The following is a 20,696-nucleotide window of genomic DNA, read 5'->3' as shown; positions in this document are numbered from 1 at the left end:
AGAAACGGCCACTCTCACACAAACCGTGATCTCCCCAGCTGATCGCAGCCAGCCCTTGCCTTTATCCTTTGCTCAACAGCGGTTATGGTTCCTCGGTCAGCTCGATCCGGCGGCGAGTCAAGCCTATTATATTCCTGTAGCACTACGCCTGACGGGGCAACTTAATCATCATGCCCTGACCACCGCACTTGATCGTCTGATAGCTCGGCATGAAAGTCTGCGGACACGTTTCGTGCTGGTTGCAGGCCAACCCAGCCAGCAAATCGCCCCGGCGGATATCGGTTTTGCCCTGTCCCGTCAGGACTTGCGTCAACTCGATCCTGCTCTGCATATCGAGCGGGTAACTGAACTCGCGACACTCGAAGCCCAAACACCTTTCGATTTTGCTCAAGGCCCCTTGATCCGTGGTCAACTGCTGCAACTGGCAGATAAGGAACATGTGTTACTGCTCACCCTGCACCACATTATTGCTGACGGCTGGTCTATTGGGGTGCTGATACGCGAACTGGGTGTTTTCTATCACGCTGTCCTTAATGACCACAATGATCCTTTGCCGCAACTTCCCATTCAGTACGCTGATTATGCCGTCTGGCAGCGTGAATGGTTGCAAGGAGAAAGTTTTACTGCACAGCGAAACTTCTGGCTCCGGCAACTTGAAAATGCGCCCGCGTTATTATCACTCCCCACTGATCGGCCACGCCCAGCAGTACAAACTTATGTCGGCAGACAAGTGCCTTTCCACCTTGATGCCTCAGTATTAAATTCACTTAAGGAACTAGGACAACGCCATAACAGTACCTTGTTTATGGTCCTACTGGCTGGCTGGAGTATTGTACTCAACAGGCTTAGTGGTCAGGATGATATTGTTATCGGCACCCCTGTCGCCAATCGCCCGCACCGTGAGCTTGAGGAGTTGGTTGGTTTCTTCGTCAATACACTGGCCTTACGCGTTACATTCAATGACGATCTCAGTGTGGCTGAACTGATTGCACAGGTCCGGGAGCGGGCGCTAACCGCCTATGCTCATCAGGATCTGCCCTTCGAGCAGGTGGTGGAAATATTACAACCTGAACGTAACCTGAGCCATAGCCCAATCTTTCAGGTCATGCTGGCTTTAGATAATACGCCGGCTCAAGGCCAAACACAGTCCAGTTTGCAGATCTCCCGAGTTGAACTGGCGACCCATAGCGCCCATTTCGATTTAATGTTGTTGTTAACTGAAACCGACTCTGGTTTGGTTGGCGGACTGGAATATGCCTCTGATCTGTTCGATGCCGAAACTGTTGAACGTATGGTCGGCTATCTGCAACGAGCACTGGCAGCAATGGCAGCCGATGCAACCCAAGCCATTGCGACTTTGCCGATATTGTCAGCTTTAGAGCGACAACAACTGTTGGTGAATTTTAACACCACTCAAGCAGACTTCCCGCAAGACGCCCTGATCCACCAACTATTTGAAGCGCAGGTGATCAACAGTCCCACAGCTACAGCGATAGTGTGTGGAGCTCAGACACTCAGTTATGATGAATTGAACCACCAGGCTAATCGACTGGCTCATCATCTTATAGCCTTAGGGGTACGTCCGGATGATCGGGTAGCAATTTGTGTTGAACGCAACCTGAACATGATGGTGGGTTTACTTGGTATTCTTAAAGCAGGTGGTGCCTATGTGCCGTTTGATCCGGCCTATCCAACCGAACGGCTGATGTATATGCTTGCAGACTCAGCGCCGCGAATAATACTGACCCAAACAAAACTTGCTGACAGGCTGGCTGGTACGATACCCACCGTTTTGCTCGATAACGTCCTCAGCAGCCAAGAACCTTTTCTGCCAGTTTATAATCCCGACGCACAAGCACTGGGACTCACCTCACGCCATCTGGCCTATGTGATCTACACATCAGGCTCTACAGGTTTGCCTAAAGGCGTGGCAATCGAACACCGCAATACCGTGAATTTCCTGACCTGGGTACAACAGACGTTTAGTCAGGAGGAGTTGGCACACACCCTTTTTGCTACTTCCCTGAATTTTGATTTGTCGGTATACGAATGCTTTGCCCCTCTGCTCCTTGGTGGTACGGTTCACCTTGTCACTGACATACTGTCACTGGTCAATACAAGTTCAGCCAACCCAAAACCATCACTCAGCCTTATCAACACCGTGCCATCGGCTATCGCTCAGCTGGTGGAAACCAATGCGCTACCCATGGATATTCGGACGGTCAATTTAGCGGGAGAAAAAGTAAAGTCACACATTGTTGAACATTTATTTTCTCACTCTGCCGTACAGAATGTGTGCAACCTGTATGGTCCTTCTGAAACCACGACGTATTCGACCTGGACGCGGATGAATCGGGCAACCGGATTTGCCAACCATATCGGTCGCCCGATTGCCAATACCCAGATTTATATTTTGGATGCACATACTCAGCCTGTACCACTTGGTGTTATTGGGGAAATACATATTGCCGGCGCTGGGGTTGCCCGTGGTTACCTGAATCGCCCTGAACTGACCGCAGAACGTTTTCTCACTGATCCGTTCTCCTCAGATCCCGACGCCCGTATGTACAAAACCGGCGACCTCGGCCGCTGGTTGCCCGATGGCAATATCGAATACCTCGGCCGCAATGATTTTCAGGTTAAACTACGTGGCTTCCGCATTGAACTGGGCGAAATCGAAGCCCAATTGATGCGGTGCTATGGTGTGCAAGAAGCAGTAGTGATTGCCCGTGAAGATACTGATACTGTTTATGGAAATACCGAAGAGATAAACACGGGGGGACAAAAACGACTCGTCGCCTATTTGCGACCTCAGAACGGCGTTGAGCTACTTCCCGCACAACTGCGCCAACAACTTGCGCAATACCTCGCTGAATACATGCTACCCAGTGCCTTTGTGGTACTTGACACTTTCCCGCTGACTGCCAATGGTAAACTTGACCGTCAAGCCCTTCCCGCCCCTGATGCGTTTTCAGTGATCGCACGTGGTTATGAAGCGCCACATGGCGAGGTAGAAATCGCTCTGGCGCAGATCTGGCAAGATCTCTTGGGATTGGAACAAGTCGGCCGTCATGACCATTTCTTTGAGCTTGGCGGTCATTCATTAATGATTGTCAGCCTGATCGAACAGCTATACAGCCTCGGCTGGCAGCTTGATGTTCGCAGTGTGTTCTCCTCACCTGTCCTGACTGAGATGGCACAGGCAATGACAAGTGATATTGACACGTTCGTGGTGCCGCCTAACCGTATCCCTGCCGATTGCCCGGCCATTACGCCTGATATGCTGCCACTGGTTTCATTGTCCCAAACCGAGATTGATGCCATTGTTGCCGCAACTCCTGGCGGGACCAGCAATATACAGGATATTTATCCATTGGCACCGTTACAAGACGGGGTTCTGTTCCATCACTTGCGCCAAACACAAGGTGACACTTATCTGTTACAAACCCTGCTTGCTTTTGAAACTCGTGAGCGTCTTGACACCTTCCTGTCCGCATTCCAACAAGTCATTGACCGCCACGATATCCTGCGTACCGCGGCCTGCTGGCAAGGATTGATAAGGCCAGTTCAGGTAGTCTGGCGCCAGGCACCGTTGTATATCAATACCTTCGTTCCTGACACGGCAGATAACGTCCTGTCCCAGCTACAGGAGCATACCAACCCGCGTCGGCATCGCCTCGATTTGAGCCGTGCTCCGCTATTCGCTGCTGATATCGCCCATGATCCGACACAGGATGAATGGTTGCTCTCTCTGCGTTTCCATCATCTGGTCAGTGACCATATGACACTTGAGCTGATTTTTGCCGAAATTGCCCAAATACAAGGGGGTTATGCTGATACCCTGCCGGCAACGTTGCCCTACCGCAATTTTATCGCTCAGACCTTAAGTGTGCCGGGTACTGAGCATGAAGCCTATTTCCGTTCTCAACTGGCGGATATCGACGCACCGACAGCCCCCTTCGGTGTACTCTCAATGCAGGATGATAATGAACCGATCGTCGAAGCCCATCTCTCACTCGATCCTGCTCTGGCGGAGGCAATACGTTCTCAAGCTCGCCGTCTGGGAGTCAGTTCAGGTGTCCTGTTCCATGTCGCCTGGGCGCAAGTGCTGGCACAAACCAGCGGCCGCGATGATGTGGTCTTTGGCTCCGTATTATCAGGCCGATTACAGGGAGGTGCAGGCGCTTCCCGAATATTGGGGATGTTTATCAATACCTTGCCGATACGAATTTCCCTGGCTGATCATAGCGTGCAGGAGCTGGTACAGCTTACCTATCACAATTTAACGACACTGCTGGAACACGAGCAAGCACCATTAGCACTGGCCCAACGTTGTAGCGGTGTGGCACAGTCAATACCCCTGTTCAGTACGCTACTCAATTACCGTCACAGCCAAATTATCGAGGGCGACGAAGCTAATGTCATTGAAATACCTCAAATAGATATGCGTATCGTTGCTATTGAGGAGCGGACTAACTATCCGATAACCTTATCGGTAGATGATATGGGCGTCGGTTTCCGCCTGACCGCACAAACGGTGGCAAGTATTGATCCGACACGCATAATTACTTATCTGGCGACCGCTATCAGTGGATTAGTTGACGCTTTGGCTCACAAACCACGACGATTAATCCAAGAGCTATCCATTTTACCCGTGTCAGAACGGCAACAACTGTTGGTGGACTTTAATGCCACCCAAGCAGATTTTCCACAAAATGCCTTGATCCACCAGCTATTCGAAACCCAGGTGAAACATCATCCCGATGCAACAGCCATCGTGTTTGCAGAGCAATGCCTGAGCTATGACGAACTTAACCGCCGAGCCAATCGGTTGGCCCATTACCTGATTGCGTTGGGTGTGCGTCCAGATGATCGAATTGCCATCTGTGCCGAACGCAGTCTGGAAACGGTGGTTGGTTTGCTGGCTATTCTCAAGGCTGGCGGGGCTTACGTGCCACTTGACCCAAGCTATCCGACTGAACGACTGGTTTATATGCTTGAAGATGCAGAGCCTGTGGTTCTGCTGACCCAGACAATACAAGTTAGCAGATTAAACAACCTGATACCTACCGTATTGCTTGATACCCAAGAATCGTTTTGGGCGGCACAACCCACTCACAACCCCAATCCACACGCATTAGGTCTGACATCACAGAATTTGGCCTATGTGATCTATACCTCTGGTTCTACCGGCCAACCTAAAGGCGTGATGATAGAACATCGTAATGTTCTTCGTCTTATCGTTAATAGTGGCTTTGCTGATATTGATTCGAATGACTGTGTCGCCCATTGTGCCAATATCGCTTTTGATGCCTCGACCTGGGAAATTTGGTCCGCCTTGCTCAATGGCGCCCGCCTGCATGTGGTGCCACAATCGGTGTTGCTCGATCCGGCACATTTCTGTGATGCACTGATCAAGGAACGCGTCACCGCCCTCTGGTTGACGGTGGGTTTATTCAACGAATATCTCGATAGCCTCAAACCCCTGTTTGGACAATTGCGCTACCTGCTTATCGGCGGTGATGTACTCGATCCAAGGAAGATACAACAGGTGCAATCGGCTGAATCTCAACCCGTTCACCTGATAAATGGCTATGGGCCAACAGAAACCACAACATTTGCTACTACCTATGCGCTGAGTTCCCCCGTTGATGTGACGCGTTCCATTCCTGTCGGCCGCCCGATTGCCAATACCCAGATTTATATCCTGGACTCACACGGCCAACCCGTTCCTCGCGGTGTGACAGGGGAAATTTATATTGCCGGTGCCGGCGTAGCCCGTGGTTACCTGAATCGACCTGAACTGACTGCCGAACGTTTCCAGACCGATCTCTTCGCTTCACAGCCAAACAGCCGCATGTATAAAACCGGTGATCTCGGCCGCTGGCTGCCCGATGGCAATATCGAATATCTCGGGCGCAATGATTTTCAGGTCAAGTTGCGTGGCTTCCGTATCGAGCTGGGAGAAATCGAAGCCAGATTGAGTCAATGTGACGGCGTACGTGAAGCGGTCGTGATCGCCCGCGAAGATGGAAAACGACTGGTGGCCTATCTGTTACCGCAAGAGGGATTTGAACTGGAACCCGCTGCACTGCGCCAGCAACTCGCCCAGTATCTCGCTGACTATATGTTACCCAGTGCTTTTGTCACGTTGACGTCCTTCCCGCTGACGCCCAATGGCAAACTCAACCGTCAGGCCCTGCCTGCTCCTGAACTGTCAGCCGTAGTCGCTCACGGCTACGAAGCCCCCGTCGGTGAGACAGAAATCGCTCTGGCTCAGATTTGGCAAGAGTTACTCGGACTGGCACAAGTAGGTCGCCACGATCATTTCTTTGAATTGGGTGGTCATTCCCTGCTTGCCGTCCAACTCGTCGCACATGTACGCCAAGATTTGGCACGAAATTTGTCACTCCAACAGCTCTTTGATCAACCCATATTGACAGACCTGGCTCAAACACTTAATGGCGCTTCAGCTATAGCCCAAATAACAATCCCTGTTACTGATCGCAACCAACCGTTACCTCTGTCCTTTGCTCAACAAAGATTGTGGTTCCTGAGTCAGATCGATCAAGCGGCCAGTCTGGCCTATCATATTCCTTTGGCATTACGCCTGATCGGTCAACTTAATCGTCCGGCCTTAATCCGTGCATTTGACCAATTGATCGCCCGACATGAAAACTTGCGCACTTGCTTTGTGCTGGTTTCCGGCCAGCCTTATCAGCACATCGAACCAACTGACATTAACTTTGCCCTGTCTTACCAAGACTTACGCTCGCTGGCACCAGAAACGCACTCCGTCCATGTTGCTGATTTGATCGCCCTTGAAGCACAAACGTCTTTTGACTTTACCCGAGGCCCGCTAATCCGCGGTCACTTGCTGCAACTGGCAGACGAAGAGCACGTCTTGCTGCTTACCCAGCATCATATTATTTCTGACGGCTGGTCCATCGGTATACTCATGCATGAACTCAGTGTGCTTTATCGCGCCATCCTCGACGGCCAAGATGTCCCCTTGCCGCCATTGCCGATCCAGTACGCCGATTATGCGGTCTGGCAACGTAAATGGTTGCAAGAAGCCACCCTCACTGCACAACGCGATTTCTGGTGTACTCAGCTTGCAGACGCACCGGCTTTACTGTCTCTCCCAATCGACCGCCCGCGTCCGGCGACACAAACTTTTGTCGGTGGTCGAGTGCCTGTACAGTTTGAGGCCGCTTTATTGGCATCATTGAAAAAACTTGGACAGCGCCATAACACTACCTTGTTTATGACTGTGCTGAGTGCCTGGGGTATTGTATTGTCCCGGCTGAGTGGTCAGGATGATATCGTTATCGGTACCCCTGTCGCTAACCGACCACACCATGAACTTGAAGGATTAATCGGTTTCTTCGTTAATACACTGGCCTTACGCGTCAGCCTGAATGATCCCGTCACTATCACTGACCTGCTGACTCAGGTTAGGGAGCGAGCGCTCGCCGCTTATGCTCATCAGGATCTGCCCTTTGAGCAGGTGGTGGAAGCGCTCCAGCCTGAACGCAATCTCAGCTACAGCCCGATCTTCCAGGTAATGCTGGCTTTAAATAATACCCCCGCTCAGGCGCTGGCATTATCCGATATCCAATGCATCCCCATTGAACAGGCACATCCCAACGCTCACTTTGACTTAACCTTGTCACTGACCGAAACCGAAGCCGGTCTGGTCGGTGATTTGGCCTATGCAGCCGATCTGTTTGACGCCGCAACCATTGAGCGTATGGTCGGTTACTTAACCCATGTGCTGACGGTTATGGCGGGGGATGAAACCCAACCCATTGCCACTTTACCGATGCTGCCCGCCTCAGAACGGCAACAACTGCTGGTGGACTTCAACGCGACGCAGATGGATTTTCCGCAAACGGCGTTGATCCATCAACTGTTCGAATCTCAGGCAGAACAGTGTCCCGATGCCACTGCCGTAGTCTACGAAGACCAAACGCTGAGCTATGGCGAATTAAACCACCGCGCCAATCAATTAGCCCATTACCTGATTACGTTAGGGGTACGTCCAGACGATCGCGTCGCCCTCTGCGCTGAGCGTAGTCTGGAGATGGTAGTCGGCTTACTGGCTATCCTCAAAGCGGGCGGGGCTTATGTGCCGCTCGATCCCATTTATCCGGCCGAACGGCTGGCTTACATGGTTGAAGATGCTGCTCCGGTGGCGTTACTCACGCAATCGGCACTGTCCCGATCAGGGTGGCTTGCTCAATTTAACGCTTTGCCAACCGTCTTACTGGATAATCCCGAACCGTACCTGACAACCCAACCTGCTGATAATCCAGACGCACAGGCATTGGGTTTAGCGTCACACCATCTGGCCTATGTCATTTATACTTCCGGTTCGACCGGTCAACCGAAAGGGGTAATGATCGAACATTATAGCCTGTGCAATTTGATCACGACTCAGCAACATGCGCTGGCACTAACCCCAGCGAGTCGCGTCTTACAGTTCGCTTCAAACAGTTTCGATGCCTGTATTTGGGAATGTTGTATGGCTTTAATGGCCGGCGGGCGTCTCTATCTGGCCAAACGAGCCAATCTGCTGCCCGGAGCCATACTGTCCGGTTACTTAACCGAGCAGGCCATCAGCCATGTTCTCCTGTCGCCCACTGCGTTGGCCGCAATGGATTCCCTGCCTGATACCCTGCAAACCTTGCTGGTGGGAGGAGAGGCCTGCCCATCAACCTTAGTTAAACGCTGGTCACCCGGGCGGCAAATGCTCAATGCCTATGGACCGACGGAAATCACGGTCTGTGCTACGCTCTATGCCTGTCCCTGCGCAGAGGATAGCTCAACCGATAATCCACCGCCGATTGGCCGCCCCATAGCCAACACCCAAATCTATCTCCTTAATACCCATTATCAGCCAGTCCCGCTGGGTGTCATAGGGGAGATCTATATTGCTGGTGCGGGAATTGCCCGCGGTTATCTTAATCGTCCCGAACTCACTGCCGAACGCTTCCTCGCTGATCCGTTCTCTTCCAACCCCAACGCACGGATGTACAAAACAGGAGATCTCGGGCGCTGGCTCGCCAATGGCAATATCGAATATTTGGGCCGCAATGATTTTCAAATCAAGCTCCGTGGTTTCCGCATTGAATTGGGGGAAATCGAAACCAAACTCACACAATGTGATGGAGTACGTGAAGCGGTGGTGGTTGCTCGCGAAGATCAAGGCCAGAAACGACTTGTTGCCTATCTGCTGCCAAAGGAAAGCGCTGAATTGGTGCCAGCCAAACTGCGCCAGCAACTTGCCCGGCACCTCGCTGACTATATGCTGCCCAGCGCCTTTGTCACGCTGGCATCCTTTCCGTTAACGCCAAACGGCAAACTTGACCATCAGGCGCTGCCTGAACCCGATGCATCCGCCATCGTGATGCACCGTCATGAACCCCCGATGGGTGAAACGGAAACTACCCTGGCACAAATCTGGCAAGAGCTATTGGGATTGGAACAAGTCAGCCGCCACGACCACTTCTTTGAACTTGGCGGTCACTCGTTGATGATAGTCAGCCTGATCGAAGAACTGCGCAAGCTGGGTTGGCAACTTGACGTTCGCAGTGTATTCGCTGCGCCCATCCTGATCGATATGGCCCAGAATCTCCAGCGTGATACCCATACCTTTATCGTGCCACCCAACCTGATACCCGAGGGCTGTACCGCTATTACGCCCGCTATGCTGCCACTGGTTTCCCTGTCCCAGGCTGAGATTGATGCCATCGTTAATACTGTTTCTGATGGGGCAAGTAATGTACAGGATATCTATCCATTGTCTCCCTTGCAGGAAGGCATCCTGTTCCATCATCTGTTGCAGGCACAAGGCGACACCTATTTATTGCAAATCATACTTGCCTTCGATACCCGTAAACGTCTTGAGGCTTTTTTAGGTGCCTTACAGCAAGTTATTGATCGTCATGACATCCTGCGCACGGCGGTTTACTGGCAAGATCTGGCGCAACCGGTTCAGGTGGTTTGGCGTCAGGCACCGCTCACTGTCCGTGAATTCATCCCAATCTCGACCAACGATATTCCAGCGCAGTTACAGGTTCATACCGATCCGCGCCAGCATCGTATCGACCTGACTCAAGCCCCCTTATTTACGGCTGATATTACCCTTGATCCGGCACAAAATGAGTGGTTGCTGGCACTGCGTTTCCACCATCTGGTCAGCGACCATATGACACTGGATCTGGTTTTCGCTGAGATTACCCAAATATTACGAGGAAATGCGGAAGCTCTGCCTACCACGCTACCCTATCGCAACTTTATCGCCCAGATCCTGAATGTACCGAGTTCAGTACATGAGGATTACTTTCGCGAACAGCTCGCCGATATTGATGAACCCACGGCGCCGTTCGGTGTACTCGCTATTCCTAAAAACGCGCCAAACGACACTAAACCTGTCTCTGTCGCCAAATCCAGACTTTTACTCACTCCTGAACGGGCGGAAGCCATTCGTGTTCAATCCCGCCGTTTGGGAGTCAGCCCGGGCGTCCTGTTCCACGTAGCCTGGGCACAGGTATTAGCCCAGACTAGCGGTCGTGATGATGTGGTGTTTGGCTCCGTGTTATTGGGCCGCCTGCAAGGTAATGCAGGGGCTGATCGTATATTGGGGATGTTTATCAATACGTTGCCAATTCGTATTTCTCTGGGCGGACGTACCGTACAGGAAATCGTGCAGGATACCTACCATAACCTGACCACCTTGCTGGGGCATGAACAGGCCCCATTAGCGCTGGCACAACGGTGCAGTGGCGTGGCACAACCATTGCCACTGTTCAGTGCTTTGCTGAATTATCGCCATAGCCAGACTGACAAGGGAGACGCCATTGACACAATCTGGACAGATATGCGACTGGTTGCGGCTGAAGAGCAGACCAACTATCCCATTACCCTGTCAGTCGATGATTTAGGGGATAATTTCCAATTAACCGCCCTGACCGTGACAGAAATTGCGCCAGAACGCACCACCGCCTATCTGGAAACGGCCATTAACGGCCTGATCGATGCCCTGATCCACAACCCACAACAATTGATCCTAAATGTTCCAATCTTGCCGGAACCAGAGCGTCAACAATTGCTGGTAGGCTTCAACCCAACCCAAGTGGATTTTCCGCAAAATGCCCTGATCCATCAACTCATTGAAGCTCAGGCATTACAACGCCCCCATGCCACCGCCGTGATTTGCGAAGGCCAGACATTGAGCTACGTAGAATTGAACCAACATGCCAATCGTCTGGCTCATCATTTGATTACGCTAGGGGTGCGTCCAGATGATCGCGTCGCTATCTGTATCGAACGCAGTCTGGAGATGGTGGTCGGCTTACTGGCGATCCTCAAGGCAGGCGGTGCCTATGTCCCGCTCGATCCAACCTATCCGATTGAACGGTTAGCCTATATGCTCAGGGATTCAGCTCCCGTTGTTTTATTGACCCAGACAGCACAAGTCAACAAGCTGCCTGACACCGTGCCGACGATCTTGCTTGACTCTTTATGTGACCGCAATGAAACCCTGCTGACGACACAACCGACGGATACCCCAAACGCCCAAGCACTGGGACTGACATCACGTCATTTAGCCTATGTCATTTACACATCGGGTTCGACCGGCCAGCCCAAAGGGGTGATGGTCGAACATCGCAACGTCGTTAGCCTTATCATCAATAATGGCTTTGCCGATATAGGACCTGACGACTGTATTGCCCATTGCGCCAATGTCTCATTTGATGCCGCCACGTGGGAGGTGTGGGCTGGCTTAGTTCATGGCGCGCGTATTCTGTTAATTCCAGAAAAAACCTTGTTACAACCCACTGATTTTGGTGAGTACTTATCAGCGGAGGGTGTCAGTGCGTTATTCCTGACCACGGCACTGTTTAACCAATATGCGAGTTTAATTGCGCCAGCATTGTCTGGTTTGCGTTATGTCCTTTTTGGTGGCGAACAGGGTGATACCCGTCCTGCCATTCGCCTTAGAACCGAACATTCACCCAAACATTTACTGAATATGTATGGACCAACAGAGACAACCACGTTTGCCACCGCCTATGAAATCCCTGTTCTGGAAGACGAAGACGTTGAAGGTAAAGGCAGAAAAATCCCCATTGGTCACCCGATTGCGAATACCCAGATCTATATCCTGAATCAACAAGGTCAACCTGTCCCTTCTGGGGTTGCCGGTGAAATTTATATTGCCGGTGCTGGGGTTGCCCGTGGCTACCTGAATCGCCCTGAACTGACCGCTGAACGCTTCCTTGCCGATCCGTTCTCTTCAGAGCCTGATGCCCGCATGTACAAAACCGGTGACCTCGGCCGCTGGTTGCCCGATGGCAATATCGAATACCTCGGCCGCAATGATTTTCAGGTCAAACTGCGGGGCTTCCGTATCGAACTGGGCGAAATCGAGGCCAGACTGACCCAATGTGACGGCGTGCGTGAAGCCGTGGTAATGGCGCGCGAAGATGAACCCGGACAAAAGCGACTGGTGGCCTATCTGCTACCACAAGAAGGAATTGAATTGGTTCCGGCTGAGTTACGACAACAACTCGCCCAGCATCTGGCTGAGTATATGTTACCCAGTGCCTTTATCACGCTGGATACCTTCCCGCTCACCCCCAACGGCAAGCTGGATCGCCGGGCTCTGCCGGCACCGGATTTATCCGCGGTGGTCACGCGCCACTATGAAGCCCCCGAGGGTGAAACAGAAATTATTCTGGCTGAGATTTGGCAAGATCTGCTCGGACTGGAACATGTCGGCCGTTACGATCATTTCTTCGAACTCGGCGGCCATTCCCTGCTGGCTGTCCAGCTGGCGGCCCGCATTCGTCAACAATTGGCCCACGAGTTGCCGTTACAGCAACTTTTTGAGCAACCGCGTTTGATCGATTTGGCCCGCGCGCTAACTGATACGTCAACAATCGCTCAGACAAACATCCCTGTCGCTGACCGCAGTCAGCTGTTGCCCCTGTCCTTTGCTCAACAACGTTTATGGTTTCTCACTCAGCTCAATCCGGCAGCCAGCCTGGCTTATCATATCCCGATGGCGTTGCGCCTAAGCGGACAACTTAATCGCCCAGTTTTAATCCGCGCCCTTGATCTTCTGGTCGCCCGCCATGAAAACCTGCGTACCCGTTTTGTGCTGGTTTCCAGCCAACCTTGCCAACAAATCGATCCGGCTGATAGGGGTTTTTCCCTGTCTTATCAGGATTTGCGCGCATTAACGCCAGAAGCGCATATTAACCGTATCGCGGAATTAACCGATCTCGAAGCACAAACACCTTTTGATTTTAGCCAAGGTTCGCTGATCCGCGGTCATTTGCTGCAACTGGCCGATGAGGAACATATCTTGCTGCTCACCCAGCATCATATTATCTCGGATGGCTGGTCCATCGGCGTATTGCTGCGTGAATTCAGCGCCCTTTACCGCGCCGCCCTCGACAGCCAAGATGATCCCTTACCCCCCTTGCCGATTCAGTACGCCGACTATGCCGTCTGGCAGCGAGAATGGTTACAAGAAAGTGCCATTGCGAAACAGCGCGACTTCTGGTGTTCCCAGCTTGAAGGTGCGCCGGCTTTATTGACATTGCCAACCGACCGACCCCGCCCAGCGGTACAGTCCTATGTTGGCCGCCGGCTCCCTGTCAATGTTGATGCAGACTTATTGACTGCGCTTAAGCGTCTTGGACAGCGCCATCGCACCACCTTATTTATGACCGTACTCAGTGCCTGGAGTATCGTATTGGCCCGACTGAGTGGACAGGAGGATATTGTCATCGGCACCCCGGTTGCTAACCGTCCACACCATGAACTGGAAGGATTAATCGGGTTCTTCGTCAATACACTGGCCTTACGTATCACGCTGGATAATTCCAGTCGTGTTGCTGACTTGCTCGCCCAAGTGCGGGAACACGCTTTCGCGGCCTATGCCCATCAGGATCTGCCCTTTGAACAGGTGGTGGAAGCGCTCCAGCCTGAACGCAACCTGAGTTACAGCCCCATTTTCCAGGTGATGCTGGCCTTAAACAACACACCACAACATATATCACGACAAGCGTTAGCCTTGCCTGAGCTACAACTCACCCACATTGAGCAGGAACACTATAGTGCTCACTTTGATTTGACCTTGTCATTGGCCGAAAATGAGGACGGCCGCCTGGTCGGTGAACTGGCCTACGCCACGGATTTATTCGACGCCACGACCATTGAGCGTTTGGTGGGTTACCTGACAAATGTGTTGACCGCTATGGTGGCGGATGAGACACAACTTATTGGTGCCCTGCCCCTGCTGCCAGAATCGGAGCGACGGCAACTGTTGGTGGAATTCAATGCCACCCAGCAGAACTTCCCACAAGACGCGTTGATCCACCAACTATTTGAAGCGCAGGCCGCACAACATCCTGAAGCTATCGCCGCTGTATTTGAGGAACAAACGATCAGCTATGGTGAGTTAAACCGCCGTGCCAATCAGTTAGCGCATTATCTCATTGCGTCTGGCGTGCGTCCGGACGATCGGATCGCGATTTGTATCGAGCGTGGTCTGGCGATGGTGGTCGGTTTACTGGCAATTCTCAAAGCAGGTGGTGCCTATGTGCCGCTCGATCCGGCCTACCCCGCCGAGCGATTGGCCTATGTGCTGGAAGATGCGGCGCCTGTGGCTTTACTGACTCAAGCAACGTTACGCAACAAGCTGGACAGCGCCTTACCTACGGTCTTGCTGGATAATATCTGTGATAGCCAGACAGCATTCCTGACAATGCAGCCGACCGATAATCCAGACGCACAGGCACTGGGGCTGACATCCCGCCATCTGGCCTACGTGATTTACACGTCGGGATCGACCGGAACACCGAAAGGGGTGATGGTTGAACACGCCAATGTCATCCGCCTGTTAGCCGCAACCCAATCCCGTTTCCAGTTTGATGATAAAGACGTCTGGACGCTGTTCCACTCATTTGCTTTCGATTTCTCCGTCTGGGAACTGTGGGGGGCTTTGGCTTACGGTGGTCGGTTGGTCGTTATTTCAGCCGAGTGTGCCCGTTCACCGCAGCTATTCTATTCGCTATTGTGCCGTGAACACGTCACGATCTTAAACCAGACACCCAGTGCTTTCCGTTCACTGATTGCCGCTCAGGGTGTGGCTAAACACGCCCTGCGGTGCATTATTTTTGGCGGTGAGGCGCTGGAATTACATACCCTTATCCCGTGGGTGACCCGCAATCCGACCGCGCAAACCCGTCTGGTCAATATGTATGGCATCACCGAAATTACTGTTCATGCTACCTATCGCGAACTGACCGAAGCCGATATTTATTCAGGACGGGGCAGCTTGATTGGTCAGCCACTGGCTGATCTGCGGATCTATATTCTTGACCCCCACGGTCAACCGGCTCCGCTCGGCGTGGCTGGCGAAATCTATATCGTCGGTGACGGTGTCACCAGAGGCTATTTGAACCGGCCTGAACTCACCGCCGAGCGCTTCCTCACTGATCCATTCTTCCTGAATTCGGCTGCCCGGATGTACAAGACTGGCGATCTCGGTCGCTGGCTGCCCGATGGCAATATCGAATACCTGGGCCGCAATGATTTTCAGGTCAAACTGCGGGGCTTCCGCATTGAATTGGGGGAAATCGAGGCAAAACTGGAACAATGTCATGGCGTGCGCGACGCCGTGGTATTAGCCCGTGAAGATGAGCCCGGCCAGAAACGGCTGGTGGCCTACCTGCGGCCACGGGCGGGCGTGGAGTTGGTGCCGGCTGAACTGCGCCAGCAACTCGCCCAACACCTTGCCGACTATATGTTACCCAGCGCTTTTGTCACTTTAGAGACTTTCCCGCTCACCCCTAACGGTAAACTCGACCGCCAGGCCCTGCCTGCTCCCGATTTATCGGCGGTTGTTGCTCGCGGCTATGAAGCCCCTGTCGGTGAGACAGAAATCGCCTTAGCTCAAATCTGGCAAAAACTTCTGGGATTGAAACAAGTCAGCCGCCATGACCACTTCTTCGAACTCGGTGGCCATTCACTGATGATTGTCAGCCTGATCGAGGAACTGCGCAATCTGGGCTGGCAGCTCGACGTTCGCAGTGTCTTCGTCGCCCCTGTCCTGATTGATATGGCGCAGACTGTCCGCCGTGATGCCAACACCTTTGTCGTGCCACCCAATCTCATCGCTGAAGAGTGCACAACCATTACCCCCGCCATGCTGCCTTTGGTTTCCCTGTCCCAGACTGAAATTGATGCCATCGTTAATACTGTTCCGGGTGGCGGCGCCAATGTGCAGGATATCTATCCCCTCGCGCCGTTACAGGAAGGGATTTTGTTCCATCATCTGTTACAGACCCAGGGGGATAATTATCTGCTGCAAAGCGTGCTCGCGTTCGATACCCGTGAGCGCCTGAATGCCTTTTTAGCGGCGCTACAATTGGTTATCGACCGCCATGATATTCTGCGTACTGCCGTTTGCTGGCGAGAACTGGCACAACCGGTGCAAGTGGTCTGGCGTCAGGCACCGCTGAAAGTTAGCATCTTCACCCCCACTACAACGGGTGACGTTGTCACCCAACTCAAGCGTCATACCGATCCACGCCAGCACCGTCTCAATTTAAATCAGGCGCCCCTGTTTGCCGCCGATATCGCCCCGAATCCGGCACAGGATGAATGGCTGCTGGCGCTACGCTTCCATCATCTGGTCAGTGACCATCTGACCCTGGAGCTGATTTTTGCAGAAATCGCGCTTATCTTGCAGGGCAAAACGGAGAGGCTGCCAGCGGTACTGCCTTACCGCAACTTTATCGCCCAAACCCTGGCTACCCCGACCGCCGACCACGAGGCTTATTTCCGCACCCAACTGGCGGATATTGATGAACCCACGGCACCTTTTGGGGTGCTCAAGGTGCATCCTGACAATGACTGCGTGGTTGAGGCCCGTCTGCCTATTGCCCCCGATCTAGCCAAAGCCATTCGCTCTCAGGCGCGTCGTTTAGGCGTCAGCCCCAGTGTGCTGTTCCATGTGGCATGGGCGCAAGTATTGGCACAGACCAGCGGCCGCGATGACGTGGTATTTGGCTCCGTGCTGTTAGGCCGTCTGCAAGGCGGTGCGGGGGCTGAGCGAGTATTGGGTATGTTCATCAATACGTTGCCAATGCGGGTTTCCCTGACTAATTACACGGTTCAGGAAGTCGTCCACAACACCCACCACGGATTGATGATGTTACTGGAACACGAACAGGCTCCATTGGCATTGGCACAACGTTGCAGCGGTATGCCGCAGTCGATGCCGTTATTTAGTAGCTTATTGAATTATCGTCATGGTCAATCTGCTGAAACCGGAGGGCTTGATACTATCTGGGCGGGTATACGTACTTTAGCCGCAGAAGAGCGCACTAACTATCCTGTCACCCTGTCAGTAGATGATTTAGGCGTCAATTTCCAGCTCATCGCCCAGACAGTAGCCGGTATCGACCCAACCCGCGTAACCAACTATCTGGTCACCGCCATCAGTGGCTTAATCGATGCTCTGGTTCATGATCCACAACGGTTAGTTCGGGATATCTCAATCCTGCCCGCCACAGAGCGCCAGCAACTACTGGTAGATGCCAACGCTACGCAGGTCGATTTTCCGCAAGACCAGTTGATTCATTCATTGTTCGAAGCGCAAGCGGCACGCCATCCCGATACCCTTGCTGTCGTATTTGACGGACAAACGCTCAGCTATGGTGAACTTAACTGCCGTGCCAATCAGTTAGCTCACCATTTGATTTCATTGGGCGTGCACCCGGATGATCGGGTTGCCATCTGTATCGAACGTAGTCTGGATCTCATCGTCGGCCTGCTCGCTATTCTCAAAGCCGGCGGCGCTTACGTCCCGCTCGATCCCACCTATCCGAGCGAACGGCTGGCTTATATGCTTGAAGATTCAGAACCCGTGGCGTTGCTGACTCAGACAACACAAGCCGACAAGCTGTCCAGTTTTGTACCTATGTCCATGTCGATAGTAATACTCGACGCCCAGGAATTAATTTTGACGGAGCAACCGCCCCATAATCCAGACATACACGCCTTGGGGTTGATGTCACACCATCTGGCCTATGTGCTTTATACCTCTGGCTCGACGGGACAACCTAAAGGCGTGATGGTCGAGCACCGCAATGTTCTTCGCCTGATTATCAATAATGGCTTTACTGACATTGGTCCCAACGACTGTATCGCCCATTGTGCCAATATTGCTTTTGACGCCTCGACCTGGGAAATCTGGTCTGCCTTACTTAATGGCGCACGCCTGCATGTGATCCCACAATCGATTCTGCTTAATCCAGTGCATTTCTGCGATTCACTGATTGAGGGGAAAATCAGTGCCCTCTGGCTGACTGTCGGCCTGTTCAACGAATATCTCGATAACCTCAGCCCCCTGTTTGAGCAACTACGCTATCTGCTTGTCGGCGGTGATGTGCTCGATCCAAGAAAGATACAGCAGGTGCAATTAGCCGAGTTCCAGCCAGCACACCTGATTAATGGCTATGGCCCAACGGAAACCACTGCATTTGCCACAACCTATGCGATTACCTCACCCGTTGATGTGACCCGTTCCATTCCTATCGGTCGCCCGATCGCGAATACCCAGATTTATATTCTGGATATGCCAGGTCAACCCGTTCCTTATGGTGTAGCGGGGGAAATTTACATTGCCGGTGCCGGCGTAGCGCGCGGTTATCTGAATCGACCTGAACTCACCGCCGAGCGCTTCCTGCCCGATCCGTTCTCTTCGCAACCCGATGCCCGCATGTACAAAACCGGCGATCTCGGCCGCTGGCTGCCCGATGGCAATATCGAATACCTTGGCCGCAATGACTTTCAGGTCAAGCTGCGTGGCTTCCGTATCGAGCTGGGAGAAATCGAAACCCGACTCAACCAATGTGATGGTGTGCACGAAGCAATTGTGTTGCCGCGCGAAGACGAACCCGGCCAGAAACGGCTGGTTGCTTACCTGTTACCGCAGGAAGGGATTGAATTAGCGCCCGCGAAGCTGCGTCAGCAGCTTGCTCAATATCTCGCTGACTATATGTTGCCCAGTGCCTTTGTTACGTTAGACACGTTCCCGCTCACCCCCAATGGCAAACTTGACCGTCAGGCCCTGTCTGCGCCGGATCTGGCGGCTGTAGTAACCCAGGGTTATGAACCGCCACAAGGTGAGATAGAAACCGCGTTGGCACAAATCTGGCAGGATCTATTAGGACTAGAGCGTATCAGTCGCTACGACCATTTCTTTGAACTTGGCGGCCATTCACTGATGGTCGTCAGATTGATAACCCGCATACAAGATAAATTCCTGGTCAGTATCCCTCTGACGGCGTTATTCACTTCGCCCACATTAACAGAACAGGCCACTGCCATTCTCTCAGCGCAAATGAATGCGGTAGCGGAAAACGAGCTTGAGTCAATTCAAAACGAGCTTGACTCATTGTCAGCAGAAGAATTGATGGCAATTTTAGGCGGGGAGAGTAAATAATGACAAGGTTTAATATGAATATCAATGAGTTGAAACGTGCAGTTCTGGAAAAAAGACTTGCAGAACAACTGAAAGCCCGCGAGGGGCAACAGCAACCGGCATGCATCAAACCCGCGGACAGACATCAGCCCCTGCCGCTTTCTTTTGCCCAGCAGCGGTTGTGGTTTATCAGCCAGTTCGATGCGGCGGCCAGCCAGGCTTATCATCTGTCGGTGACATTACGCCTCACTGGTCAGCTCGACTACCCAGCGCTGAAAGCAGCACTGGATCGCCTGATTGCCCGCCATGAAAGTCTGCGTACCCGTTTTATTCTGGTAGCAGGCCAGCCCTGCCAACATATCGATCCGGCTGACATTGGTTTTGCCCTGACCTGCCACGACCTGCGCCCGATCGATCCCGCCTTGCGTACCCAGCATGTTGCCGAACTCGCCGATAGCGAGGCACAGGCGCCCTTCGATTTTGCCCAAGGCCCGCTGATCCGTGGTCAACTGCTGCAACTGGCTGACGACGAGCATGTGCTGTTGCTGACCCTGCATCACATTATCACTGACGGCTGGTCTGTCGGTGTGCTGGTGCAAGAACTAAGCATCTTTTACCTTGCGGCCCTTGACGGCCAACCTGATCCTTTGCCTCCCCTGCCGATCCAGTATGCTGATTATTCGGTTTGGCAACAGGAGCAGTTACAAGGCACCGCCTTCACAGAACAACGTGATTTCTGGTGTACCCAGCTTGCTGATGCACCGGCTTTACTCACTCTCCCAACCGACCGGCCACGTCCGGCAGTACAAACCTATGCGGGCAACCGCGTGCCAGTGCAGATTGATGCGGATTTATTGGCTTCACTGAAAGTGCTTGGACAACGTCACAACACCACATTGTTTATGACGCTGCTCAGTGCCTGGAGTCTGGTACTGGCCCGGCTCAGTGGTCAGGCGGATATTGTTACCGGCACCCCTGTCGCTAACCGTCCACACCAGGAACTGGAAGGACTGATGGGGTTCTTTGTTAATACGCTGGCCTTGCGTATCTCCTGCCATGATAACCTCCGTGTGACAGATTTGCTGGCCCAGGTGCGAGAGCGGGCGCTGGCCGCCTATAGCCATCAGGATCTGCCTTTCGAGCAGGTTGTGGAGGCGCTCCAGCCGGAACGCAGCCTGAGTTA

General features: G+C 52.8%; 2 protein-coding genes (1 of these 2 running past the window's edge). Both read left to right on the top strand.

Translation table 11 applies throughout. From position 1 onward, the window contains the following. The first annotated feature begins 25 nt into the window (after positions 1-25). A complete protein-coding gene (locus IQ211_RS07810) occupies positions 26-19,534 on the top strand; it encodes a non-ribosomal peptide synthetase (RefSeq protein WP_420856242.1) in 19,509 nt (6,502 codons plus the stop codon). Further along, on the top strand, positions 19,534-20,696 hold the 5' portion of the coding sequence (locus IQ211_RS07805) for a non-ribosomal peptide synthetase (RefSeq protein WP_193836346.1). It continues 5,515 nt past the right edge of the window; the window shows 1,163 of its 6,678 coding nt (coding positions 1-1,163); its start codon is at positions 19,534-19,536; the stop codon falls past the right edge of the window. The genes IQ211_RS07810 and IQ211_RS07805 overlap by 1 nt, the downstream gene beginning before the upstream one ends.

Source organism: Xenorhabdus griffiniae, assembly GCF_015163655.1.
GTDB classification, from domain to species: Bacteria; Pseudomonadota; Gammaproteobacteria; order Enterobacterales; family Enterobacteriaceae; genus Xenorhabdus; species Xenorhabdus griffiniae.
This window is presented reverse-complemented; position numbering and strand designations above follow the sequence as displayed.